At 73.4% G+C, this 19,013-nt stretch carries 20 protein-coding genes and 1 pseudogene; 12 read left to right on the top strand and 9 right to left on the bottom strand.

The window, feature by feature from the left end:
* Positions 1 to 409 precede the first annotated feature (409 nt).
* Positions 410 to 1,948 carry an amino acid adenylation domain-containing protein gene (locus tag ACQEU6_RS44750; RefSeq protein WP_499339878.1) on the bottom strand — a complete coding sequence of 513 codons (1,539 nt, stop codon included), beginning with the start codon at positions 1,946 to 1,948 and terminating at the stop codon, positions 410 to 412.
* 235 nt (positions 1,949 to 2,183) lie between these two features.
* Between ACQEU6_RS44750 and sbnA the strand changes: the two genes are divergently transcribed.
* Both sbnA and sbnB read left to right on the top strand, forming a co-directional pair.
* On the top strand, positions 2,184 to 3,149 hold the full coding sequence (sbnA, locus tag ACQEU6_RS44745; RefSeq protein ID WP_499339877.1) for a 2,3-diaminopropionate biosynthesis protein SbnA: 966 nt from the start codon (positions 2,184 to 2,186) through the stop codon (positions 3,147 to 3,149).
* Between the two features lie 28 nt (positions 3,150 to 3,177).
* Entirely contained in the window at positions 3,178 to 4,203 is a 1,026-nt protein-coding gene (gene sbnB / locus ACQEU6_RS44740) for a 2,3-diaminopropionate biosynthesis protein SbnB (RefSeq protein ID WP_499339876.1), read from the top strand.
* On the opposite strand, the gene ACQEU6_RS44735 is transcribed toward sbnB, so the two are convergent.
* Both ACQEU6_RS44735 and ACQEU6_RS44730 read right to left on the bottom strand, forming a co-directional pair.
* The gene (locus ACQEU6_RS44735; protein WP_499339875.1) at positions 4,194 to 4,358 is read right to left on the bottom strand and encodes a hypothetical protein; all 165 of its coding nucleotides are present in this window, start codon (positions 4,356 to 4,358) and stop codon (positions 4,194 to 4,196) included. The two genes, sbnB and ACQEU6_RS44735, sit on opposite strands and share 10 nt — an antisense overlap.
* A gap of 5 nt (positions 4,359 to 4,363) precedes the next feature.
* Positions 4,364 to 5,622 (bottom strand): annotated as a pseudogene (locus ACQEU6_RS44730) (MFS transporter).
* A gap of 171 nt (positions 5,623 to 5,793) precedes the next feature.
* Between ACQEU6_RS44730 and ACQEU6_RS44725 the strand changes: the two are divergent.
* Positions 5,794 to 6,261, top strand: a complete 468-nt coding sequence (locus tag ACQEU6_RS44725) for a MarR family winged helix-turn-helix transcriptional regulator (protein WP_499339874.1) — start codon at positions 5,794 to 5,796, stop codon at positions 6,259 to 6,261.
* 46 nt (positions 6,262 to 6,307) lie between these two features.
* Here the strand turns inward: ACQEU6_RS44725 and ACQEU6_RS44720 are convergent, their stop codons facing one another.
* On the bottom strand, positions 6,308 to 7,114 hold the full coding sequence (locus ACQEU6_RS44720; protein ID WP_499339873.1) for an SAM-dependent methyltransferase: 807 nt from the start codon (positions 7,112 to 7,114) through the stop codon (positions 6,308 to 6,310).
* A gap of 196 nt (positions 7,115 to 7,310) precedes the next feature.
* Between ACQEU6_RS44720 and ACQEU6_RS44715 the strand changes: the two genes are divergently transcribed.
* Positions 7,311 to 7,553, top strand: a complete 243-nt coding sequence (locus ACQEU6_RS44715; protein ID WP_179836019.1) for a Rossmann-fold NAD(P)-binding domain-containing protein — start codon at positions 7,311 to 7,313, stop codon at positions 7,551 to 7,553.
* A 92-nt stretch (positions 7,554 to 7,645) separates the two neighbouring features.
* Entirely contained in the window at positions 7,646 to 8,743 is a 1,098-nt protein-coding gene (locus tag ACQEU6_RS44710; protein ID WP_499339872.1) for an acyl-CoA dehydrogenase family protein, read from the top strand.
* Here the strand turns inward: ACQEU6_RS44710 and ACQEU6_RS44705 are convergent.
* Positions 8,718 to 9,125, bottom strand: coding sequence for a DUF2000 family protein (locus ACQEU6_RS44705; protein ID WP_499339871.1), 408 nt, complete (start codon positions 9,123 to 9,125; stop codon positions 8,718 to 8,720). The two genes, ACQEU6_RS44710 and ACQEU6_RS44705, sit on opposite strands and share 26 nt — an antisense overlap.
* 63 nt (positions 9,126 to 9,188) lie before the next feature.
* On the opposite strand from ACQEU6_RS44705, the gene ACQEU6_RS44700 reads away from it, so the two are divergent.
* The 3 genes from ACQEU6_RS44700 (at position 9,189) to ACQEU6_RS44690 (ending at position 11,893) form a co-directional block, all read left to right on the top strand.
* The gene (locus ACQEU6_RS44700; protein ID WP_499339870.1) at positions 9,189 to 9,995 is read left to right on the top strand and encodes a helix-turn-helix transcriptional regulator; all 807 of its coding nucleotides are present in this window, start codon (positions 9,189 to 9,191) and stop codon (positions 9,993 to 9,995) included.
* 15 nt (positions 9,996 to 10,010) lie between these two features.
* A complete protein-coding gene (locus tag ACQEU6_RS44695; protein WP_499339869.1) occupies positions 10,011 to 11,009 on the top strand; it encodes an ADP-ribosylglycohydrolase family protein in 999 nt (332 codons plus the stop codon).
* Positions 11,010 to 11,095: 86 nt separating this feature from the next.
* Positions 11,096 to 11,893: an alpha/beta fold hydrolase gene (locus tag ACQEU6_RS44690; RefSeq protein ID WP_499339868.1), complete on the top strand. Its 798-nt coding sequence runs from the start codon at positions 11,096 to 11,098 to the stop codon at positions 11,891 to 11,893.
* Here ACQEU6_RS44690 and ACQEU6_RS44685 read toward each other — a convergent pair.
* Entirely contained in the window at positions 11,890 to 12,309 is a 420-nt protein-coding gene (locus ACQEU6_RS44685) for a TIGR03668 family PPOX class F420-dependent oxidoreductase (protein WP_499339867.1), read from the bottom strand. The two genes, ACQEU6_RS44690 and ACQEU6_RS44685, sit on opposite strands and share 4 nt — an antisense overlap.
* A 93-nt stretch (positions 12,310 to 12,402) precedes the next feature.
* Between ACQEU6_RS44685 and ACQEU6_RS44680 the strand changes: the two genes are divergently transcribed.
* Complete coding sequence (locus ACQEU6_RS44680) at positions 12,403 to 13,476, top strand: hypothetical protein (RefSeq protein ID WP_499339866.1); 1,074 nt, start codon at positions 12,403 to 12,405, stop codon at positions 13,474 to 13,476.
* On the opposite strand, the gene ACQEU6_RS44675 is transcribed toward ACQEU6_RS44680, so the two are convergent.
* Both ACQEU6_RS44675 and ACQEU6_RS44670 read right to left on the bottom strand, forming a co-directional pair.
* The gene (locus tag ACQEU6_RS44675; RefSeq protein WP_499339865.1) at positions 13,433 to 14,236 is read right to left on the bottom strand and encodes an enoyl-CoA hydratase; all 804 of its coding nucleotides are present in this window, start codon (positions 14,234 to 14,236) and stop codon (positions 13,433 to 13,435) included. The genes ACQEU6_RS44680 and ACQEU6_RS44675 overlap by 44 nt on opposite strands.
* Positions 14,237 to 14,266: 30 nt before the next feature.
* On the bottom strand, positions 14,267 to 14,917 hold the full coding sequence (locus tag ACQEU6_RS44670) for a class II aldolase/adducin family protein (RefSeq protein ID WP_499339864.1): 651 nt from the start codon (positions 14,915 to 14,917) through the stop codon (positions 14,267 to 14,269).
* Positions 14,918 to 14,989: 72 nt separating this feature from the next.
* Between ACQEU6_RS44670 and ACQEU6_RS44665 the strand changes: the two genes are divergently transcribed.
* Positions 14,990 to 15,907 carry a carbohydrate kinase family protein gene (locus ACQEU6_RS44665; RefSeq protein ID WP_499339863.1) on the top strand — a complete coding sequence of 306 codons (918 nt, stop codon included), beginning with the start codon at positions 14,990 to 14,992 and terminating at the stop codon, positions 15,905 to 15,907.
* Between the two features lie 25 nt (positions 15,908 to 15,932).
* Here the strand turns inward: ACQEU6_RS44665 and ACQEU6_RS44660 are convergent, their stop codons facing one another.
* Complete coding sequence (locus ACQEU6_RS44660) at positions 15,933 to 16,568, bottom strand: ACT domain-containing protein (RefSeq protein ID WP_499339862.1); 636 nt, start codon at positions 16,566 to 16,568, stop codon at positions 15,933 to 15,935.
* A 194-nt stretch (positions 16,569 to 16,762) separates the two neighbouring features.
* On the opposite strand from ACQEU6_RS44660, the gene ACQEU6_RS44655 reads away from it, so the two are divergent.
* Both ACQEU6_RS44655 and ACQEU6_RS44650 read left to right on the top strand, forming a co-directional pair.
* The gene (locus tag ACQEU6_RS44655; RefSeq protein WP_499339861.1) at positions 16,763 to 17,404 is read left to right on the top strand and encodes a nucleotide exchange factor GrpE; all 642 of its coding nucleotides are present in this window, start codon (positions 16,763 to 16,765) and stop codon (positions 17,402 to 17,404) included.
* 5 nt (positions 17,405 to 17,409) lie between these two features.
* On the top strand, positions 17,410 to 18,993 hold the full coding sequence (locus ACQEU6_RS44650; RefSeq protein WP_499339860.1) for an Hsp70 family protein: 1,584 nt from the start codon (positions 17,410 to 17,412) through the stop codon (positions 18,991 to 18,993).
* Positions 18,994 to 19,013 lie beyond the last annotated feature (20 nt).

Below are 19,013 nucleotides of genomic sequence, written 5' to 3'. Positions count from 1 at the left end.
GTCCGGCACGACACCGGCGGGCAGAAATTCAAAGAGAATGACCACAGAACTGACCGGGTTTCCCCGTCCCCTTTCACCCCGAGTTCCCTCCGGGGGCGCGCATCGCCCGCACGATCCCGGAGCCAACGCCCTGTGTTCCGGCCAATACGGAGCGCCGCCGCTTTCCGTCCTCGCCCGTCTTCCGACCGCGTCCCACGATCTACTCAGGAGTAGCGGGGTCACAGTCAACCAGCCGCCCCCATGCCTCGCAATCCCCTCAAAAGCAGAACTTGGCCCGCCCCATTGCTAACGGAAGTGACAAAACCATCGGCGGCCGGGTCCCTTCCGGACCGGTCGGACGCTCGCCGGGTGACAAAGGTTGACAACCGAAAAGGGCCGATCCGGTCACGCTCGGTGAACGGCGGGCCCGCTACCTGCCCGGGTACTCGTGCACCACCACCGCGGCGGCCCGCACCGCCGGGTGGCGCTGCAGCACCGCCTCGATCTCGCCGAGCTCCATCCGCACCCCGGCGATCTTGACCTGGCGGTCGACGCGCCCCAGGTACTGCAGGGTGGGGCGGTCCTCCCCGCCCGCGCCGGGCGGCAGCAGCCGCACCGCGTCGCCCGTCCGGTAGAGGCGCCCGGTCGGGGACGCGCCGAAGGGGTCCCGGTAGAAGGCCTCGCGGGTCCGCTCGGCGTCGCCGAGGTAGCCGCGGCCGACCACCACGCCGCCGACGAACAGCTCCCCCGTCTCGCCGACGCCGCACGCCGACCAGGCGCCGCCGTCCCCGTCCGGCCGCAGCACGTACAGGCGCGCGTTCACGATCGGCGTGCCGATCGGCAGGCGCAGAAGGTCCAGGTCGCCGGCCGTCACGGTGTGGTGGGTGACGTCGTCGGAGCACTCGGTCGGGCCGTAGGCGTTCAGCAGCCGGGCGTGCGGCACCGCCTCCAGCCAGCGGCGGGACAGCTCGGCCGGCAGCTCCTCGCCGGTGGCGATCATCCAGCGCAGGCCCGCCAGCGGGCGGGCCCCGCCGTCCCCGGCCGGGCGGGCGCCGGCCGCCAGGTCGTCCAGCAGGTGCCTGACCATGGTCGGGACGAGCTCGACCACCGTGACGCCCTGCGCGTCCACCGCGCGGGCGAACGCGACCGGGTCGTGCGCCACCTCGTCGCCGACCACGTCCACCCGGCCGCCGACCAGCAGCGGGCAGAGCATCTGCCAGATCGAGATGTCGAACCCCAGCGGGGCGGTGAACGCGAGCACGTCGTCGCCGGTCAGCTCCAGGTCGACGATCTTCGCCCAGAGGTGGTTGAGCATGCCCTGGTGCTCGACGACCGCGCCCTTCGGGCGGCCCGTCGACCCCGAGGTGAACAGCACGTAGCGGGGCTGGTCGAGCGCGTCCAGGCGCGGTTCCCCCGCCCACGGGGCGAGGCCGTCCGCCCGCGCGGCGCCGACGACGCGGCACCCCGCCCGCGCCGCCCCCTCCAGCAGCGCCGGCGCGGCGCCGTCCGCGTCGACCGCGACCAGCACCGACGCGCCCGCCTGGTCGAGGACGTCGCGGACGCGGGCGGCGGGCCAGGTCTCGTCGGCCGGGACGTACAGGGCGCCGACCAGCTCGATCGCGAGGAACGCGGCGACGACGCCCGCACAGCGGCCGCCGCCGACGCCGACGACCGTGCCGGGGCGGACGCCCTCGTCCTCCAGCAGCGCGGCGAGCCGGCGCGCCTCGGCGGCCAGCCCGGCGTAGGAGAGCGTGCGGCGCCCGTCGGCGACGGCGGGGCGGTCGCGCTCGGCGGCGATCCGCTCCACCCGCGCGACGACGGGGGCGGCGAGGTCGACGTCCCGCTCGCGGAGCATCCCGAGCCGCGCGGTCAGCTCGCGGGCGCGCTCCGCCTGCGCCGCGGGCACGTCCAGGGCTGGCAGCCCGGCCAGGGGGAGCAGCCGGTCCACGGCGGGTCCGCGAGCACTCATCTTTACTCTCCGTGTTGTCGAACTTCTCCGCTGTAACAGCAAAACAAGCGCCGCCATAGCCTAAGTCCGGCCCGGCAGAAGCACCACGCATTCTGCACTACCGGTGGGTAATCAGGGGGTTGCGGCAGCAAGATGCCCGAAGGTACCGTGATGCCTTGCCATGGCTCTGGCGTGAAGCCCGCGGCGAACTTCGGGGGAAGACGAGGGAATTGCTTCTTCATTTCAGGGTGGCAGCGTGCCGATCATAACCTCGCCGCAGGAATTCAATGTCGACGACCTTTACATTGATCTTCGGCATGTCATAGAACGACCGCTCTACCTCAAATGCGAGGGCTTCAACTTCGCCGGTTCGGTGAAATTGAAGGCGGCCGCGGCGATGGTGGAGGCGGCCGAGCGGGACGGCGCGCTCACCCCTGAATCGATCATCGTGGAGTCGTCCTCGGGCAACCTCGGGATCGCCCTCAGCCTGATCGCCGCCAGCCGCGGGCTGCGGTTCGTGTGCGTCACCGACCCGCGCTGCAACCCGGCGTCGATGCGGGTCATGCGCGCCCTCGGCGCGGAGGTGCGCGTGGTGTCCGACCGGGACGCCAACGGCGGCTACCTGGGCGGGCGCATCGACTACGTCCGGAACCTGTGCGCGTCCGGGGACGGGTACGTGTGGCTGAACCAGTACGCCAACCGCAACAACTGGCTGGCGCACTACCACGGGACCGCCCCGGCGATCGACCGCGAGTTCCCCGACCTGGAGGTCCTGTTCGTCGGAGCCGGGACGACGGGGACCCTGATGGGCTGCGCCCGCTACTTCCGCGAGCACCGCCGCCCGGTCACGATCGTGGCGGTGGACGCGGTCGGCTCGGTCACCTTCGGCGGCATCCCCGAGCGCCGGATGGTGCCGGGCCTCGGCACCAGCACCAGGCCGGCGCTGGTGGACGAGTCGTTCATCGACGACGTCGTGCACGTCCCCGAGCCCGACACGATCCGGACCGTCCACGCGCTGGCGTCGCGCGGGTTCCTGTTCGGCGGCTCCACCGGCACCGTCGTGTCGGGGGCCTCCCGCTGGCTGGAGGCCAAGTACCCCGGCGAGGACCCCGTGGCCGTCGCCATCGCCCCCGACCTCGGCGAACGCTACCTCGATTCCCTCTACGAGGAGAACTGGCTGCGCGAACACTTCGGCGACCCGGCCGCAGTCCTCGGCCATTGATCATCTACAGGAATACGGAGTTCCGCACATGACGCAGGCCCCAACGTTCGCCGTGGTCTCCGGCGCCCAGGTCCACGAGGCGGTCGCCGGACGCGAGGCGGAGGTCATCCGGACGGTCGAGGCGGCCTACCGGCTGCACGGCGAGGGCCTGACCGTCAACCCCGACTCCTACTTCCTGCGCTTCCCCGACCGCCCGTCCGACCGGATCATCGCCCTGCCCGCCTCGGTCAAGGGCGGCGTCGGCGTGCACGGCATCAAGTGGATCTCCAGCTTCCCCGGCAACGTCGCGGGCGGCATCCCGCGCGCCTCGGCCGTGCTGATCCTCAACGACGCCGAGACGGGCTACCCGTTCGCGTGCCTGGAGAGCTCCATCATCTCCGCCGCCCGCACCGCCGCGTCCGCCGCGCTGGCCGCCGCCGCCCTCGCCGACCGCCGCGGCCCGCGCCCCCGCCGGGTCGGCTTCGTCGGCGCCGGGCTCATCGCCCGCTACATCCACGCCTACCTGGCGGGCAACGGCTTCGCCTTCGACGAGCTCGGCGTCCACGACCTGTCGCGCGAGCACGCCGAGGGCTTCCGGAGCTACCTGGAGCGCGCCGAGAAGGGCGAGATCACGATCCACGACTCGGCGGAGTCGCTGATCCGCTCGTCCGACCTGGTGGTCTTCGCGACCGTCGCGGGCGAACCGCACGTCACCGACCCGGTCTGGTTCGCGCACAACCCCCTCGTCCTGCACGTCTCGCTGCGCGACCTCTCCCCCGAGATCATCCTGTCGTCGTACAACGTCGTGGACGACGTCGAGCACTGCATGAAGGCGAACACGTCCCCGCACCTCGCCGAGCGGCGGGTCGGACACCGCGGCTTCGTCGCCGGGACCCTGTACGACGTCCTGGAGGGCACGACGACCCCGCCCGCCGACAGGCCGGTGGTCTTCTCGCCGTTCGGCCTGGGCGTCCTGGACCTGGCCGTGGCGAAGTACGTCTACGACGAGGTCGCGGCGTCGGGCGCGCTGAACACCGTTCCCGGCTTCTTCCACGAGATGAAGCGCTACGGCTGACCGCGCACCGCGGGCTTGAGGACTTCCTCGCGCCACTGCCGGAAGGTGGTCGGGGTGTCGATCGCGTGCCGGGGCGTGCGGACGACCGCGTCGTCCAGGCCGTCCTCCTTGGCCGCCATCATGTCGAGCATGCTCTGGACCATGGCGCCGGTCATGCCGGTCATGCCGGGCGGTGAGCCGGTCCGCGAGCGCCCGGGCGGAGATCCGCGGCGGGAGCGGCGGCGTGGTCGGTGGCCGCGGCGGACCCGAGGGTCGCCGCCTCGGTGGTGCGGGCCTGGCGCGGTTCGAGCCGGTGCGAGATGACGGCCAGCACCAGAGCGGCGGCGGCCAGGACGGCTCCGACGGCGTTGGGCGCCGTGTAGCCGAGGCCGGCGGAGATCACCAGGCCGCCGAGCCAGGCGGACAGGGCGTTGCCCAGGTTGAAGGCGCCGATGTTGACCGCGGAGGCCAGCGTCGGCGCGCCGTGGGCGTGGTCCAGGACGCGCTTCTGCAGCGGCGGGACGGTGGCGAAGCCGAGAAGGCCGATGAGGAAGACGGCCACGACGGACGCGGCCTTGCCGGAGGCCAGGAACGTGAACAGCAGCAGGACCAGCGCCAGGCCGCCCAGGGCGGTGGAGAGCATCGGCATGAGCCTGCGGTCCGCGAAACGGCCGCCGATGAGGTTTCCGGCCACCATGCCCAGTCCGAAGACCACCAGCAGCCAGGTGACGGAGGACTCCGCGAAGCCACTGACCTCGGTCATCATCGGCGCGATGTAGGTGATCGCGGCGAACACCCCCCCCCGAAGCCGAGGACCGTCATGGCCATGGCCAGAACGACCTGGGGGTTCCTGAAGGCGGCCGCCTCGTGCCGCAGCCGTACTCCTTCCGGCTTGGGCACGTCCGGCACCAGCCTGGCGACGCCGGCCAGGCCGAGGACGCCGAGGGCCGCGACGATCAGGAAGGTCACGCGCCAGCCGGCGGTCTGGCCCACGAACGTGCCCAGGGGCACGCCGACGACGTTGGCCACGGTCAGGCCGGTGAACATCAGGGAGATGGCGCCGGCCTTCTTCTCCGGCGCGACGAGTTCGGCGGCGACGACGGAGCCGATGCCGAAGAAGGCGCCGTGGGCCAGCGACGCCACCACCCGGCCGATCAGCATGACGGCGAAGACCGGGGCGACGGCGGAGATGAGGTTGCCGAGGACGAACAGGCCCATGAGCAGCATGAGCATGGTCCTGCGAGAGATCCTGGTGCCGAGGGCGGTCATGACCGGTGCGCCGATCACGACGCCGAGAGCGTAGCCGGTGACCAGGAATCCGGCCGTCGGCACGGACACGCCGAGGTCCGTGCCGACCTGGGGCAGCAGCCCCATGATCACGAACTCCGTGGTGCCGATTCCGAAGGCCCCGATGGCCAGGGCCAGCAGTGCGAGCGGCATGGTGGGCGGTCCTCTCGACGTTCCGGTCGACGTTGCGCAAGCGTTCTACGGGCGTAGACAATAATTGCACACGCGGGCTAATGGCAAGCGCGGGTATAGTGAGGTCCGTGACACGGCGGCGGGCCCCCTGCCGGCGCGTCCGCTCGCACGACCCGATCGAGGGAGCCGCTCATGACCGCCACCGACCCGGCGATGACCGCTCTGGCGCACGGCTGGTCCGCGCTCTCCCTCCTGCACGGGCGCATCGAGAGCAGGGTCGAACGTGCACTCCAGGCCGGACACCGGTTGAGTGCGCGCGAGTACTCGCTGCTGGACGTGCTGAGCCGCCAGCACGACGGCGAGGGCGGGCACCTGCAGATGCGGCAGGTCGCCGACTCGGTCGTCCTCAGCCAGAGCGCCACCACGCGGCTGGTCACCCGGCTGGAGGACCGCGGGCTGCTCTCCCGCTACCTGTGCCCCACCGACCGCCGCGGCATCTACACCGACGTCACCGACGCGGGCCTGCGCCTGCTGGAGGAGGCCCGCCCCACCCACAACACGGCCCTGCGCGAGGCACTCGACCAGGCGGCCGCCGAGCCCGCGCTCGCGCCCCTGGTCCATGCCGTGCTGCAACTGCAGGACGGTGTCCAGCCGGCTTGATCTGCCGGCCGGGCGGCCGTCTCCGGGAAGACGCCCGGTGGGCCTGTCAGGGCTTCCTCGCGACGGCGGCGTACATGTTCGTGGCGGTGTCGGGCAGCGGCGGGGAGCCGGGCGCGGGGCGCCAGCGCGGCATCGGGACGACGCCCGGGTCGAGGAGCTCCAGCCCGGCGAAGAGGTGCTCCACCTCGGCGTGGTTCCGCAGGTACATGGGGATGCCGCTGCTGGTGTAGTCGTCGGCGAGCCGCTGCGACTCGGGCGCGAGGTCGGCGGTGGGGATGGTGACGGCCAGGTAGCTGCCGGAGACCAGCGGAGCGACGAGCGCCTCCACCAGGCCCTGGGCGTCCTCCACGAACTGGAGCATGGCGATCACGGTCAGCCCGACCGGCCGGGAGAGGTCGAGGACGTCGCGCAGCGCGGGATCGGTGTGGAGCGCCTCAGGGGACCGCATGTCGGCCTCGATGTAGGCGGTGCGGCCCTCCCGGGTGCTGGTCAGCAGCGCACGCGCGTGGGCCAGGACGATCGGGTCGTTGTCGACGTAGACGATCCGCGCGTCCGGCGCCACCTCCTGCACCACCTCGTGCAGGTTCGGCGAGGACGGGATGCCGGTGCCGACGTCGACGAACTGCCGCACGCCCAGTTCGGCGAGGTGGCGGCCCATCCGCTGCATGCAGGCCCGGTTGGCGATCATCGAGGTGCGCAGCCCCGGCCAGTTCGCCAGCACCGTGGCCGCGGTCTCCCGGTCGACGGCGTAGTTGTCCTTGCCGCCGATGATGTAGTCGTAGACGCGCGCCGAGTGCGGCCTGTCGGTCTGCAGGTCCGCCTCGGAGGGCCCGCCCTGCGAAACGTCCGGCATCTCCGTACCCGCCTTCGCTCGTGCCGCCCGATCGCCGATCACTCTAGTTCCGGATCGCACGAAAGGCCCCGCTTTCCCCGCGAAGCCCACCGCTTCCACCGCGAGGCCCCGCCGCCTCCGGCGCGGACGGCGCGGCGCCCACGGCGCCGCAACCCGCGCGGGACTTAGAACGAGCGCGAGTGGGCACGGTCTGTCTATGGATGAGCGAGATGTTCCGCGTGGGGACGTGCAGGAGCTGTCGGACTTCGAACTGGTCGTGTACGAGACGGTGGCGGAGATCGACAAGGAGCGCGGGGCGGCGGACTTCGAGACGATCGGGGCGCTCGTGGACGCGCCCGAGGAGGATCTGTGGGCCGCGCTCGGCCACCTCGTGTCGATCAACCACCTGCACTCGACGAGCAAGGGGTACGTCCTCGGGCCGCACGACTGGGCGCCCTGACCGTCCCGGTGGATGGGAAGGGCCGGGAGCGGGCGGCGGGCGCGCGGCACGATGACCCGGTAGGGCCTGGGACACGTGTGGGAGGACGCCCGATGAAGCTCGTCGTCACCGAGGAACAGCGGGAGCTGCGGGACGCGCTGCGCCGCTTCTTCGCCGACCGGTCCCCGGGCGCCGAGGTGCGGCGGCTGATGGAGACGGCCGAGGGCCACGACCCCGAGGTGTGGCGGCAGATGGCCGGGCAGCTCGGGCTGCAGGGCCTCGCGATCGCCGAGGACCACGGCGGCGCCGGGTTCGGGGTGCGGGAGCTGGCCGTGGTGTTCGAGGAGATGGGGCGGGCCGTCGTGTGCTCCCCCTTCCTCGCGACGATCGTCGCCGCGGCGGCGCTGGAGGCCGGGGAGGGCGGGCACGACCTGCTGCCCGGCCTCGCGGACGGGTCGGTGATCGGGACGCTCGCGGTGGCCGAGGACGGCGGGTCCTGGGACCCCGGCTCGGTGCGGGCGGTGTTCGACGGCGGCGTGCTGCGGGGGGCGAAGAACTTCGTCCTGGACGGGCACATCGCCGGCCTGGTCCTCGTGGCCGCCCGGGGCGAGGACGGGCTCGGGGTCTACGCCGTCGAGGACGCGGCGGGGCTCGTCCCGCGGTCCCTCCCGACGCTCGACCAGACGCGGAGGCTGGCGCGGATCGAGCTGGACGGGGTTCCGGCGCGCAGGGTCGGCGGTCCGGAGGCGCTGGCGCGGGCCCTGGACGTCGCGGCCGTGGCGCTGGCGGCCGAGCAGCTCGGCGGGGCGCAGCGGACCCTGGACATGACGGTCGAGTACGCGAAGGTGCGGTACCAGTTCGGGCGGCCGATCGGGTCGTTCCAGGCGGTCAAGCACCGGTGCGCGGACATGTTCGTGCTGGTGGAGTCGGCGCGGTCGGCCGTGCTGAACGCGGCGGCCGCCGCCGACGAGAGCCCCGACGAGCTGCCGGCCGCCGCCGCGCTCGCCCAGGCGTACTGCTCGGAGGCCTTCTTCCACACGGCGGGCGAGGCGATCCAGCTGCACGGCGGCATCGGGTTCACCTGGGAGCACGACGCCCACCTGTACTTCAAGCGGGCGCAGTCGTCCCGCGAGCTGTTCGGCTCGCCGGACCGGCACCGCGAGCGGCTGGCCGCCCTCGCCGGGCTCACGGGTGCAGCCGCAGCCCCTTGAGGACCCTGTCCACGCCGTTCCTCGGGCCGTGGACGGCGAACCCGACCAGGGGCATCTCCTCGGCGGTGACCGCCCTGACGGTCGCGCGGTTGGCCTCGTCGTGGCCCGTCTTGAACATGTCCTCGGTGTAGACGGCGATGTCCAGCTCACGGGCGAGGGCGCGGGCGTGGGCCTTGGCGATCGCCTCGGGATCGGCCTCGTAGACCAGGACGGGCTGCCGGAACATCGCCAGGTAGGCGTTGCCGGACGCGTCCTCGTACGGCTCGCCGATGACGCCGGGGACGCCCGCGACGGCGCCGGCCAGGAACGCGGTCACGTTGAGCCGCTGCCAGGCGGCCAGGTCGTCGCGGACCACGATCCCGATCTTGGTGTCGAAACGCATGGGGTCCAGCCTGCCCCGGCACGGGCGCGCCGTCTTGAACGCTCGTGCGCCAGACTGGGAGGCGTGGACTGGAGCAGGTACTGGCGGTCGCCCGACCGCCCCTTGGAGGCGATGCACGCCCACTTCGAGCGGCACGTCTACCACCGGCACAGCCACGAGACGTACTCGTTCGGCGTCACCGAGGACGGCTACCAGGCGTTCCGGTGCCGGGGCGGGGCCCACACGAGCGCGGCCGGGATGGTCATCGCGTTCAACCCCGACGACCCGCACGACGGCCGCGCCGCCGACGAGCTCGGCTTCACCTACCGCATCGTCCACGTCGGGGCCGGGCTGATCTCGGACGTGCTCGCCGACATCGCGGCGCGCCCGGTCGGGCTGCCGCTGTTCGACTCGCCCGTCGTGCCGGACCCCGCTCTGGCCGGGGCCCTGCGCGGGCTGCACGCGGCGCTGCTCGGGGGCGCGCCGGCCCTGCGCCGCGACGAGCTGCTGACCGCGGCCGTCGGGACGCTGGTCGACCGGGCGGCCACGCGGCGGGTGCGCCCGGCGCCCGCCCGCGGCTTCGTCGAGCGGGCCCGGCGGCGCCTTGAGGAGTGCTGGACCGACGACATCGGCGCCGACGCGCTGGCGGAGGCGGCGGGGTGCAGCAGGTTCGCGCTGTACCGGGGGTTCCGGCGGGAGTACGGGATGGCGCCGAGCGACTACCAGCGGCAGGTCCGCCTCCGCGCGGCGCGCGGGATGCTCGCCCGGGGCGACGCGATCGGGGACGTGGCGGCCCGCACCGGTTTCGCCGACCAGAGCCATCTGACGCGCTGGTTCGTCCGCTGCTACGGCATGACCCCGGGCGGTTACCGCGACGCTTGTACGGACTAAGGAAGAATGCCGCCCATGAAACGGGCGAGCGGGGCGATGTTCGGGCTGGCGTACGGGGACGCGCTGGGCGCTCCCACCGAGTTCCTCACCATGGCGCAGATCCGCCGGCGGTTCGGCGAGCACGGCCCTGCGCGGATCGAGGGCGACCCCGCCCCCGTCACCGACGACACCCAGATGGCGATCGCGGTCGGACTCGCACTGCTGGACGCCTTGGCGAACCCTCCGTTCACCCCCGACCTGATCACGCCGATGTGGCGGCGGCGCTTCGTCGACTGGCTCGACAGCCCCGACAACAACCGAGCGCCAGGGAACACCTGCCTGAAGGCGTGCCGGAACCTGGCGGCCGGCAAGCCCTGGGTGGAGGCCACCGTGGCCGGCTCCAAGGGGTGCGGCGCCAACATGCGCGTCGCGCCGGTCGGCCTTGCCCCCGGCTTGTCGGACGAGACGCGCGCCGGGGCGTCGCAACTCCAGGCCGCGCTCACGCACGGGCATCCCACCGGGCTCGCGGCGAGCGATCTGACGGCGTTCGCCGTCCGGTGGCTGGCCGACGGCATGGCCCCATCCGACCTGCGCGCCGCGCTCCGGGACCGCTGCCACGACCAGCGCGCCGTCTACCACGAGCGCTGGCTGGGCACCCTGTGGCGGCAGCCCGGCATGGACGCGCCCGAAACGTTCATCGCCCGGGGCTGGGACGAGTGCCTGGCGGTCCTCGACCGCCTGGACGAGGCGGTCGGGAGCGGCGACCGGACGTCCGACCCGTGCGCGGTCACGGGCGAGGGCTGGGTCGCCGAGGAGGCGCTCGCCACCGGCCTGCTGTGCTTCCTGCTGTTCCCGGACGAGCCGGTCGAGGCGATCCGGCGCGGCGCCGCCAGCTCGGGCGACTCCGACTCGATCGCATGCCTGGCCGGGGCGTTCGCGGGCGCGCACCTCGGCATGGGCGCCTGGCCGGCCGAGTGGTCGGCCCGCATCGAGTACGCCGCCGACCTCGCGAGGCTCGGCGAGGCCTGGGACTGATCCCGCGAGAGCACCGCTCTTGACTCCCGCCCACCCCAAAGCTAATCTTCTTAGCTATAGGGCTACAGAGTTTTTAGGAGCGCGCGATGAGCGAGACCCGTCACCTCGACCTTCCCGGCGGACGGCTGGCCTACGACGACAGCGGCGACGGCCCGCTCGTCGTGTGCCTGCCCTCGATGCTCGACCTGCGGTCGCAGTACCGGTTCCTCCGGCCGCTGCTCCTGGACGCCGGATACCGGGTCGTGACCGTCGACCAGCGCGGGATGGGCGAGACCAGCGCGCGGTGGCCCGAGTACGGGAGCACCCCTCTGGCCCATGACCTGCTGGCCCTGCTCAGGCACCTGGACGCGGGCCCGGCCCTGGTGTACGGCTGCTCCAACGGAGCGGCGGCCGCGGTGTGGGTCGCGGCCGAGGCGGCCGAGCTGGTCGGAGGGCTCGTGCTGGCGGCGCCGTTCGTCCGGGACGGCAAGGCCGGTCTCGCGCAGAAGCTGACGATCGCCCTCATGCGGGTCCCCGGCCTGGCCCTGCCGCTCTACCTCTCCTACTACCCCAAGTGGGAGCCGAAGCCCCCGGCCGACTTCGCCGAGCACAAGGCGAAGCTGAAGGCGAACTTCAGGGAGCCGGGCCGCGGCAGGGTCATCGCCGAGTACCTGAGCATGTCCCACGCCGAGGCCGAGGCGCGGCTCGACCGGGTGCAGGCGCCCACGCTCGTCATCATGGGCACGGGCGACATCGACTGGCCCGACCCGGCCGCCGAGGCCGAGTGGGTCGGCCGGAGGCTGAACGGCGAGGTCGTCCTGCTGGACGGCGCCGGCCACCACCCGCACGTGGAGTTCCCCGAGAAGATCGCCGAGGCCGTCACATCCTTCCAGCGCTCCCTCTAGGACGCGGACCAGCCGGTCCAGGCCTCGATGGTGATGGCGATGACCGGGCCCTCGGGGAGACGCCCGCGGTACTGGGGGTAGCGGTCCGCCAGGAGGCGGGCGGGGCCGGTCATGCGGGCCGGGTCTTCGACGATGGTGGCGTGGCCGTCCACGCGGACCCACCAGAGGCGGTCCCAGTCGTCCTCGTAGTGGTCGGCCAGGAGCGCGACGCGCGGGTTGGCCCGGATGTTGGCGAGGCGGCGCAGATCCCTGGTGCTCTTGGGCTTGTGGTCGACGGCCGTGTAGACGGCGCCCCGGTGGACGGCGAACGTCACGGGGACGAGGTGCGGGCGGTCGTCCTCTCCCACGGTCGCGAGGCGCGCGACCGGCACGGTGGTCAGCAGGCGGCGCGCCTCGTCCGGCGCAAGCTTGGGCACCCCCTCAGCCTGCCATGCCGCTCCCCCGCGCGGGGTAGAGCGCTCGCCCCGGAGCGGGAGGCGCTGCGGCGGGGCCGAGGCGAGGCTCGTCCCATGGAATCGGTCGGGAGGCTGTGGCCGCGCTGGGCGGGGTACGCGGCCGGGGCGTGGTCGGTATGCGCGGTGGGGATCGTCCTGTACTGGGCGGGCGGCGGGGACGCCGGGTCTCCGCTGGGCGGCGCGAGGGCGGCGGCGTGGGTGATCGCCGCAGTTCTCGGCGTCGGCGGGATCATGGCGGTGTCGAGCGTGCGCGGCGTCGGGCGGCAGATGCCGCGGTGGTGGCCGCTCACCGGGCTCTGGACGGCGTGCGCGCTGGCGGGCGCCGGGACGTTCGGCTTCGTGATGAACGCGCTGCAACTCGCCTTCGACGGGACGGTCGACGACTGGCCGAGGTTCGGGGTCGAGTCCGTGTGCGCGGTGGGCGCGGCCCTCTTCGCGGGGACGGCCCTCGCCTACCAGCGCGGCACGGCGGGAAGGTGCGCGCGGTGCGGACGGGCGCACGCCGCGACGGGGACGGTCAAGGCCCCGGCGCCGGTCTCCCCCGCGCCGCGCGCGGTGCGGTGGGCCGCCTATGGCGGGGCGCTCGGGTTCGCGCCCTACGTCGCCATGAAGACGACGTGGGCGTTCGGGGGCTCCTTCGCGGGGATCGAGGGCGGGCAGGTCGTCGCCGAGTTCGAGCGCAACGGCGCGTCCGGGCTGGTCCTCACGCTGGAGCGGTACGGGCTGGACTTCACCACCCTGTCGGCGCTCGCCGGCGTCTTCCTGCTGATGGGGCTCACGCACGGATGGGGGCAGGTCTTCCCCCGGTGGGCGCCGCCGCTGACCGGGCGCAGGGTGCCGCGCTGGCTGCCGCTCGCCCCGGCCTGGCTCGGCGCCCTGACGCTCGGCCCGTACGGGGTCGTCGGGACCGTCGCGTACCTGCTGCCGCCCGTCCTCGGGCTGGGCGGCCTCCCCCATGACGGGCTCATCAGCGGATGGTCCGGCTGGACGGTCGCGGCGTGCGGGATCGGCGCGTTCGCCGCCTACGGCGTGGCGCTGGGCGCCGCGGCCTGGTCGTACCAGCGGCGGACCCGGCCGCTGTGCGTCAGTCCTGGAAGTCCGGCGGCCGGTGCTCCCTGCGCGCCTTGATCGCCTCTTCGAAGTTGTGGGTGGTGAGGCGCACGTACAGCTGGGCGAGGCCCTCCTGCCCCATGTGGGCGTCCAGGCTCGCGGCGTCCAGGCCGGACCACAGCATCCGCTTCGTCAGCTCGGTGCCGGGACGGCTGAACCCGGCGATCCGCTCGGCCAGCTCGTAGCAGGCGTCGAGGAGCTTGTCGCCGGGGACGACGCGGGACAGCAGGCCGATCCGCTCCGCCTCGGCCGCCTCCACGTCGCGCCCGGACAGCATCAGCTCGAACGCGCGGGACGCGCCGATCGCGCGCGGCAGCAGGTAGCTGAGGCCGAGCTCGCTCGCGGTCAGCCCGTTGTTGATCCCGGCCGCGCGGAACAGGGCCGTCTCCGCGCCGAGCCTGATGTCGGCGGCGAGCGACAGGCACAGCCCGCCGCCGATCGCCGGGCCGTTGACCGCCGCGATGACCGGCTGGTGGACGCGCCGCATCGCCCGCACCACGTCGTCCAGCAGCTCCATCGAGCGCAGCGCGATCGTCGGCAGCGTCAGCCCGTCGATGCCCGGGATGCTCCCGGGGTTCTCCAGGTCGGCGCCGGAGCAGAATCCCCGCCCGGCGCCGGTGACGACGACGACGCGGGTGCCGTTGTCGCGGCTCACCTCCTCCAGTGCCTCCCGGAAGGGGACCATCACGTCGAACGCCATCGCGTTCATGCGCTCGGGCCGGTTGAGCGTGATGAGGGTGACGTTCGGGCGCGGCTTGTCGACCAGGACGAAGGGCAAGGCGGGCCTCCCAGAGTGACCTAACAAGCGTTAGGTTACACGCGGGGGGAACTCGGGCGGCGCGAGGCCCCGCTCGACCACCTTCGCCAGCTCCTCCTCCGTCAGGACGCGCGGCTCCCCGATCGCCTTCGCGCGCACGTAGACGCCGCAGAGCCACTCCAGGAGGCGCGCGTTCTCGTACGCCTCCTCCAGGTCGCGGCCGATCGCGACGCCCCCGTGGTTGGCCATCAATGCGGCGCTCTTGCCGCCCGCGATGGCCGCCCGGACGTTCTCGGCCAGCTCGGGCGTCCCGTACGTGGCGTACTCGGCGACCTTCACCACGCCGCCGAGCAGGAGCGTGTTGTAGTGGATCGGCGGCAGCTCGGGCATGGTCGACGCCACCACGGCGCCGTAGGTGGAGTGCGTGTGCACGATGGCGGCGGCCGGGGTCGCCTCGTAGAGCGCGAGGTGCATGGGCGTCTCCGACGAGGGCGCCCTGTCGCCGTCGACCCACTTGCCCGCGACGTCCACGACCGGGCAGTCGGCGGGCTCCATCCGGTCGAGCATCATCCCGCCCGGCGTGACCGCGACCAGATCGCCCGACCGGACGCTGACGTTGCCGGACGCGCCCGTCACCAGCCCGGTCCCGGCCAGCCGCCGGCCGATCGCGCACAACGCGTCCCGCTCGTCCCTCAGCAACATGCGAATACCTCTCACATTTCGTGGCCTGCACCGCGTACGCTACGGCCCCTGACGATCACTAAGGGGCCGGACATGACCGTCGTCACTCTCGGCGCGCACATCCTGGACGTGCTCGCCCGCCCGGTGGAGGGCATCCCGGACGGCCAGGACACCGTGGTCGTCGAGGAGATCCGGGTGACCGCGGCGGGCGCCGCCGCGGGGACCGCCGTCGCCCTGGCCCGGCTCGGCAACGAGGTCGTCTCGGTCGGCGCGATCGGCGACGACGACCTCGGCGACCTGCTGGTCACGATCATGAGGCGCGAGGGCGTGGACGTGCGCGGGCTCGTCCGGCGGACGGCCGACCGGACCAGCGCGTCGATCCTGCCGATCCGGCCGGACGGCGGGCGGCCGAGCTTCCACGTCCCCGGCGCGAACCTGACCCTCACCCCGGGCGCGGTCGGGCCGGGCCTGCTGGGCGCGGCGAGCGCGGTGCACCTCGGCGGCCCCGACGTCACGTTCGGCCTCAACGACCCGGCCTTCTTCACCATGCTCGACGCAGCCCGCGAGGCCGGCACCGTGGTGACGATGGACCTGCTGTCCACCATGCCCGACCTGCTGGACGGCGCCGCCGCGTTCCTCCCGCACGTCGACCACTTCCTGCCGAACGGGGAGCAGGCCGCCCTCATGACCGGCGAGGACGACCCGGCCGAGGCCGCCGCCGCGCTGCTCGCGCGGGGCCCGCGCACCGTCGTCGTCACGCTCGGCGGGGACGGCAGCCTGGTCGCCACCGCCGAGGGCGTGCACCGGCTGCCGGCGCTGCCGGTCGAGGTGGTCGACACGACCGGCTGCGGCGACGCCTACTGCGCCGGGTTCATCACCGGCCTCGCGCACGGCGGGGACGTCCTGGAGGCCGCGCGCTGGGGCACCGCCGCGGCGGCCACCGTCGCCCAGGGGCTCGGCTCCGACGCCTGCCTCACCGGCCTGGACGCGGTCCTCGCCCTGCTCGACTGACGCGCGGCCGAACCGGCGCGGACGCTCAGAGCGGGGCCGCGCCGCGGTACAGGACGGCGTTCGCGGCCCCGGCGAGCTGCTCCAACCGGAACACCTCCGTCCGGTGGAACGGCGGCGCGTCCGTCCGGGCGACCACCAGCGCCACCCCGCCCGCGGCGAGCGGGCAGACCGCGAACCGCGCGCCGTCCGGCCCCGTGAACGCGCGCGGCCGCAGCGGCCGCAGATCCGGCAGCCCGGCGCCCGGCTCACCGCCGGAACTGGCGTGCACCAGGACCGCCTCGTCCTCCCCCTTCAGCTCGGCGAGGCCCGCCCAGTCGGCGCTCAGGATCGCCGGAACGGCGTCGGCGAGGATCTCCAGGCCGCGCTCCGGGACGGCGGCGACCTGGCCGATCACGGCCGCGTCGGGGAAGGCGCCCTGCGGCTCGGCGGTCGGCCAGACCCCGACGACCTCCACCCCCGGCACCGTGCCGAGCCCCCCGGCCAGCCGCTCGGAGTCGGCCCCGGCGGGCCACACGACGGTGAAGTCGTCCATCGCCCGTCCGTTGTCGCGTTCCAGCACCGCCATCTGGACGACGTCCGCGCCCGCCGCTCCCAGGGTGCGCGCGACCTGCCCCAGCGAACCGGGACGGTCCGGCAGGCGCACCCTTATCCGCAGCAACATCGCCACCTCCCGTCTCCGTGCGAGGTCCCCAGCTTCGGCGACACCCGTTTCCCCCGTGTTACCCAGACGTGTCGTCCCAAGAAAGCGGCACGGGAAGTCGGTGCTGGAACGGCGGGCACGGGTCAAACTAGAGTCCGGTGGAGGTCATCGGTTGGCCTGACGTCTCCTGCCGTCCAGCATTAAGGTGACTCTACGTGTCGAGGGACGGGGAACCCCCAGTCAGCGAGGCCTCCGGTGCCGGGCCCGCGCCGGCGCGCTCCGGCGACGTCGGGGACGATGCCGGTGCGGTGCTGCACGCCGAGGTGCGGGACGCCCTCGCCGGGCTCACCGCCCGCCTCGACAGCGAGCGGGCACGCGCGGAGCACCGAGAGGCCGTCATCGACCGGCTGCACGAGGAGAACCAGCGGCTGCGGCGCGGGGAGCTGCAGGCGATGCTGGAGCCCGTCCGCGCGGCGCTGTACCGGCTGCACGACCAGGCGCGCCGCGAGTCCGACCGGCTCCGCGCGCCCGACCTCGCCGAGGCCCCCGACCCGCGGCGGACGGCGGTGCTGCTGGGCGCGGTGGCCGACGACGTCGCCGACGCGCTCGCGCGGCTCGGCGTCGAGCGGTTCACCGTCGAGCCGGGCGCCCCCTACGACGCGTCCCGGCACCGTCCGGTCGCGGTCACCTCGGTCGAGGACCCCGTGGCGGACGGCACCGTCACGGCCGTGCAGTCGGACGGGTTCGAGCAGAGCGGGAAGGTGCTGCGCAAGGCGGCGGTCAGCGTCGGCAGGCTCGCCGAGCCGGCGGCCGCCGGCGAGGCGGCGCACAACGGACAGACGACGAACAGCGGGTGAGGGACATGGCCGTCTACGGGATCGACCTGGGAACGACGTACTCCTGCATTGCCTCCATCGACGACGTCGGCCGGCCCGCGGTCCAGCGGAACCTGGAGGGGACCGACACCACCCCGTCCGTCGTGTTCTTCGAGAGCGGCGAGAACGTCGTCGTCGGCCAGACCGCGAAGGACACCGCGGTCCTGGAGCCCGACAACGTCGTCAGCCTGATCAAGCGGGACATGGGCCGGGACGTCACCCGCCCCATCCACGGGATCGACTTCACGCCCGAGGAGGTGTCGGCCTTCATCCTGCTGAAGCTGGCGACGGACGCGCGGACCACCACGGGCGAGGAGACCCGCGACGTGGTCATCACCGTCCCGGCCTACTTCGGCGTCGCCGAGCGCGACGCGACCCGCAAGGCGGGACGCATCGCGGGGCTGAACGTCATCGACATCGTGTCCGAGCCGATCGCCGCCGCGATCACCTACGGCGTCCTCAACCCCGAGAGCGACCGCACGATCCTGGTGTACGACCTCGGCGGCGGGACGTTCGACACCACGGTCATCGCGCTGCGCGGCGGCCACATCGAGGTGGTGTGCACCGACGGCGACCACGAGCTCGGCGGCGCCGACTGGGACGCCCGGCTCGTGGAGCACCTCGCCGAGCGGTTCCGCGCCGAGCACCCGGACGCCGGCGACCCGCTCGACGACCGGCAGACCGAGCAGCAGCTGCGCCGCGACGCCGAGGACGCCAAGAAGGCCCTCACCACCCGCACGTCGCACACCGTCCGGGTGATGCACGGCGGGCGGGTCGCCTCGGTCGAGGTGACGCGGGAGAAGCTGGAGGAGCTGACCCGGGACCTCCTCGACCGCACCGTCGAGATCACCGGCCGGACGCTGGCGACCGCCGCCGAGAAGGGCGTGGAGGACTACGACGACCTCGTCCTCGTCGGCGGCTCCACGAAGATGCCGGTCGTCGCGGCGCGGCTGCAGACCGAGCTCGGCCTGTCCCCCCGCCTCCAGGACCCCGACCTCGCGGTCGCCAAGGGCGCCGCCCTGTACGCCTTCGAGGAGACCTACCGGCGGCTCGTCCGGGAGGGCGCCGCCGAACGCGCCGAGGAGATGGCGACCAGGGCGGGCCTGACCGCCGAGCAGCAGAAGCAGATCGCCGGGCGGCGGATCAGGACGGTCGCCTCGCACGCGTTCGGGATCGTGGTCGTCGACCGGGAGACCGGCGCCGAGAGCGTGGCGCACCTCGTGCACGCCAACGACGAGCTGCCCGCCGCCCGGACCGAGGACTTCTTCACCGTCTACGACGACCAGGCCTCGGCCGACATCCGGGTGATGGAGCAGGCCGGCGTGGTGGAGTCCGCCGACCTGATCGACAACACCGAGATCGCGACCGGGGAGATCCGCGTCCCGCCGGGCAAGAAGGCGGGCTGGCCGATCGGGGTGACGTTCGCGCTCGACTCCTCCGGTCTGCTGAACGTCACGGCGGTGGAGAAGGAGACCGGCGAGCGGCTGGAGCTGAAGGTGGACGTCGGCGGCATGTCGGAGGAGGAGGTCGAGCGCTCCCGCAAGGCCCTCTCCCGGGTCCAGGTCAGCTGAGCGGGCGGCGGATCCCCTGG

This window comes from Spirillospora sp. CA-108201, from assembly GCF_050936235.1.
Classification (GTDB): Bacteria; Actinomycetota; Actinomycetes; order Streptosporangiales; family Streptosporangiaceae; genus Spirillospora.
The sequence above is the reverse complement of the archived record's forward strand: the minus strand, read 5'-3'. Positions and strand labels throughout refer to the sequence as shown.

Bases quoted from the DNA above. Each gene is read 5' to 3' on its own strand.
- ACQEU6_RS44750 (WP_499339878.1), bottom strand. From the start codon at position 1,948: ATGAGTGCTCGCGGACCCGCCGTGGACCGGCTGCTCCCCCTGGCCGGG.
- sbnB (WP_499339876.1), top strand. From the start codon at position 3,178: ATGACGCAGGCCCCAACGTTCGCCGTGGTCTCCGGCGCCCAGGTCCAC.
- ACQEU6_RS44735 (WP_499339875.1), bottom strand. From the start codon at position 4,358: ATGACCGGCGCCATGGTCCAGAGCATGCTCGACATGATGGCGGCCAAG.
- ACQEU6_RS44725 (WP_499339874.1), top strand. From the start codon at position 5,794: ATGACCGCCACCGACCCGGCGATGACCGCTCTGGCGCACGGCTGGTCC.
- ACQEU6_RS44720 (WP_499339873.1), bottom strand. From the start codon at position 7,114: ATGCCGGACGTTTCGCAGGGCGGGCCCTCCGAGGCGGACCTGCAGACC.
- ACQEU6_RS44715 (WP_179836019.1), top strand. From the start codon at position 7,311: ATGGATGAGCGAGATGTTCCGCGTGGGGACGTGCAGGAGCTGTCGGAC.
- ACQEU6_RS44710 (WP_499339872.1), top strand. From the start codon at position 7,646: ATGAAGCTCGTCGTCACCGAGGAACAGCGGGAGCTGCGGGACGCGCTG.
- ACQEU6_RS44705 (WP_499339871.1), bottom strand. From the start codon at position 9,125: ATGCGTTTCGACACCAAGATCGGGATCGTGGTCCGCGACGACCTGGCC.
- ACQEU6_RS44695 (WP_499339869.1), top strand. From the start codon at position 10,011: ATGAAACGGGCGAGCGGGGCGATGTTCGGGCTGGCGTACGGGGACGCG.
- ACQEU6_RS44690 (WP_499339868.1), top strand. From the start codon at position 11,096: ATGAGCGAGACCCGTCACCTCGACCTTCCCGGCGGACGGCTGGCCTAC.
- ACQEU6_RS44680 (WP_499339866.1), top strand. From the start codon at position 12,403: ATGGAATCGGTCGGGAGGCTGTGGCCGCGCTGGGCGGGGTACGCGGCC.
- ACQEU6_RS44670 (WP_499339864.1), bottom strand. From the start codon at position 14,917: ATGTTGCTGAGGGACGAGCGGGACGCGTTGTGCGCGATCGGCCGGCGG.
- ACQEU6_RS44665 (WP_499339863.1), top strand. From the start codon at position 14,990: ATGACCGTCGTCACTCTCGGCGCGCACATCCTGGACGTGCTCGCCCGC.
- ACQEU6_RS44660 (WP_499339862.1), bottom strand. From the start codon at position 16,568: ATGTTGCTGCGGATAAGGGTGCGCCTGCCGGACCGTCCCGGTTCGCTG.
- ACQEU6_RS44650 (WP_499339860.1), top strand. From the start codon at position 17,410: ATGGCCGTCTACGGGATCGACCTGGGAACGACGTACTCCTGCATTGCC.